Annotated in this window: 2 protein-coding genes and 2 pseudogenes; 1 reads left to right on the top strand and 3 read right to left on the bottom strand. The window is 62.6% G+C overall.

The window, feature by feature from the left end; genetic code table 11:
- Nucleotides 1–185, bottom strand: a pseudogene (locus ABZ909_RS43555) (hypothetical protein); the annotation flags it as partial.
- Between the two features lie 364 nt (nucleotides 186–549).
- Between ABZ909_RS43555 and ABZ909_RS43550 the strand changes: the two are divergent.
- The gene (locus ABZ909_RS43550; RefSeq protein WP_357012362.1) at nucleotides 550–1,017 is read left to right on the top strand and encodes a hypothetical protein; all 468 of its coding nucleotides are present in this window, start codon (nucleotides 550–552) and stop codon (nucleotides 1,015–1,017) included.
- A 177-nt stretch (nucleotides 1,018–1,194) separates the two neighbouring features.
- On the opposite strand, the gene ABZ909_RS43545 is transcribed toward ABZ909_RS43550, so the two are convergent.
- Both ABZ909_RS43545 and ABZ909_RS43540 read right to left on the bottom strand, forming a co-directional pair.
- Nucleotides 1,195–1,368 (bottom strand): hypothetical protein, encoded by a 174-nt coding sequence (locus ABZ909_RS43545; RefSeq protein ID WP_357012360.1) that lies wholly within the window; start codon nucleotides 1,366–1,368, stop codon nucleotides 1,195–1,197.
- Nucleotides 1,369–1,421: 53 nt separating this feature from the next.
- Nucleotides 1,422–1,787 (bottom strand): annotated as a pseudogene (locus tag ABZ909_RS43540) (4-hydroxy-2-oxovalerate aldolase); the annotation flags it as partial.
- Nucleotides 1,788–1,844 lie beyond the last annotated feature (57 nt).

Raw genomic sequence — 1,844 nt, 5'->3', positions numbered from 1 at the left:
CCGGGGCCTCGTTGCACACCGAGACCCTCGGCGCGGTCATCGACCGGATGGCCGCGAAATGGGTTGCCGCACAACGGGCTCTGGGCAATGCCGAGCACCTCCCCACTCAACAACTCCGGCTTCACGGTCTCGACGACCTCCAGCACCTCAGGCCCACCAAAGCTCTTCTGAATCACCGCAAGCATCGCCTTCAACTCCTCTGACGCTGTCCCTCGGCCCGTGACCCGAACCGAACACAGACAACGTTAGGGAGCAGATTGAAGACTCTGAATGCCCTGAAGTCTCTACTTTTTGTCCATTCATACCCACATGAAGACTGATCTCACCGAAGGCCACGTTCACCGATTACCGTCGGTAGTTCCGCTTATCCTCCAGCACACCGAGATCGACCGCGCCGTCCGCGACCGCCCTCTGCAGCCGCGCTAGCGCGACCGATCGGCGTCGCACGTCGTAAGTCCGTCGAATCCAAGCCCACAGCGATCGCATGTTCAGCCACCCCTCGTCGACATAGTTCTGAACTAGTTTAGAACTCCGGCGTATCCTGGCGCTATGGCTACCCACACCTTTCCTTTCTCCACGCTGATCAACAAGCAGACCAGCGTGTTTCCCGCCTTGGACGACGCCGACGTCATCCTCGAGCGGCGCGATGCGGAAAACCTCGTCCTCATGCGCTCGGAGCGTTTCGAGGCCATGGTCAAGGGGCTCAGCCTGGCGGCGCGTTCGCTGGCCATCATCGCGAAGGCGAATCGGGCGTTGGCCGAAGAAGTCTTCGCCGAGGAACTGCCCTGGCTGACCTGGCTGCCCGCTGACGCACGACTGGAGTGCGTCACAGAGTTGCTGGATAATCTGCTTGCCGGCGCGGAAACCGGTCTGCTACTTCCCTTTTCTCGCGCTCTTCGAGAATGGCAGTCGACCGCCGAAGTGTACTCCGATCCTGAACTGACTCGTCGCCTACTCGGGCCGTTCGACACAACTGACTCGTCGATTGTCGAACGTCCGGGTGGCACCGATGGCTGACCAACCTGGCAGAGGCGATGAAGCACGGAGGCCCACAGGGTGGATGGTCAGATTTCTCGATCGGCAGGCTGCAAGAGGTTGGTCGGCACTGCTCTCCCAGGTTCCAGGAAACCTCGACCGAGCGTGGTTGGCCATTACAGCAAATCCGCGCTGCCTTGATGAGCCGTCACGACAGCATCAGCTCAGATGGGCTCTCAGCCACGTGGAGATCGACGGCTCCAGATTCGAGCAGGGCAGTACGAGGTCACCGGAGGCGGCCGCATCTGGTACGCGATCGACGATGCCCAGCGCATTGTTTGGGTAACTCAGGCTGGCACCGGCCATCCGCGCCAGACTGATCGACGTCGTCATTGAACAACTCTGGGCCGCAACCGGAGTCGGTTGCGGCCCAGTCAGGGTGCACGTCAGGCGTTGGCGGCTGACTTCTCCTTTTCGCGCTGGAGTTCCAGGGCGATGTCGATGAGCTGGTCTTCCTGGCCGCCGACGAGCTTGCGCTGGCCGGCGCGGACGAGCATCTCGGCGGCGGAGACGCCGTAGCGTTCGGCCTGACGCTCGGCGTGCCGCAGGAACGACGAGTAGACGCCCGCGTAGCCCATCATCAATGCCTGGCGGTCGAGGAGGCATTCGCTCGGCATGGCCGGGCGGACAACGTCTTCCGCGGCATCGGTGACGGCGAAGAAGTCGACGCCGGTCTTGATGCCGAGCTTGTCGCAGACGCCGATGAACGCCTCGACGGGCAGGTTGCCCGCGCCCGCGCCGAAACGGCGGGTCACGACCAGGTATGAGGGTCACCGCTCTCTCCGAGTAGTGGTCGATGAAGCAGGCCG

It is taken from the genome of Nocardia sp. NPDC046763 (assembly GCF_040645495.1).
GTDB lineage: Bacteria > Actinomycetota > Actinomycetes > Mycobacteriales > Mycobacteriaceae > Nocardia.
Note: the sequence above shows the minus strand (reverse complement) of the source record. Positions and strands in the feature narration are given on the sequence as shown.

Bases quoted from the DNA above. Each gene is read 5' to 3' on its own strand.
- ABZ909_RS43550 (WP_357012362.1), top strand. From the start codon at position 550: ATGGCTACCCACACCTTTCCTTTCTCCACGCTGATCAACAAGCAGACC.
- ABZ909_RS43545 (WP_357012360.1), bottom strand. From the start codon at position 1,368: ATGACGACGTCGATCAGTCTGGCGCGGATGGCCGGTGCCAGCCTGAGT.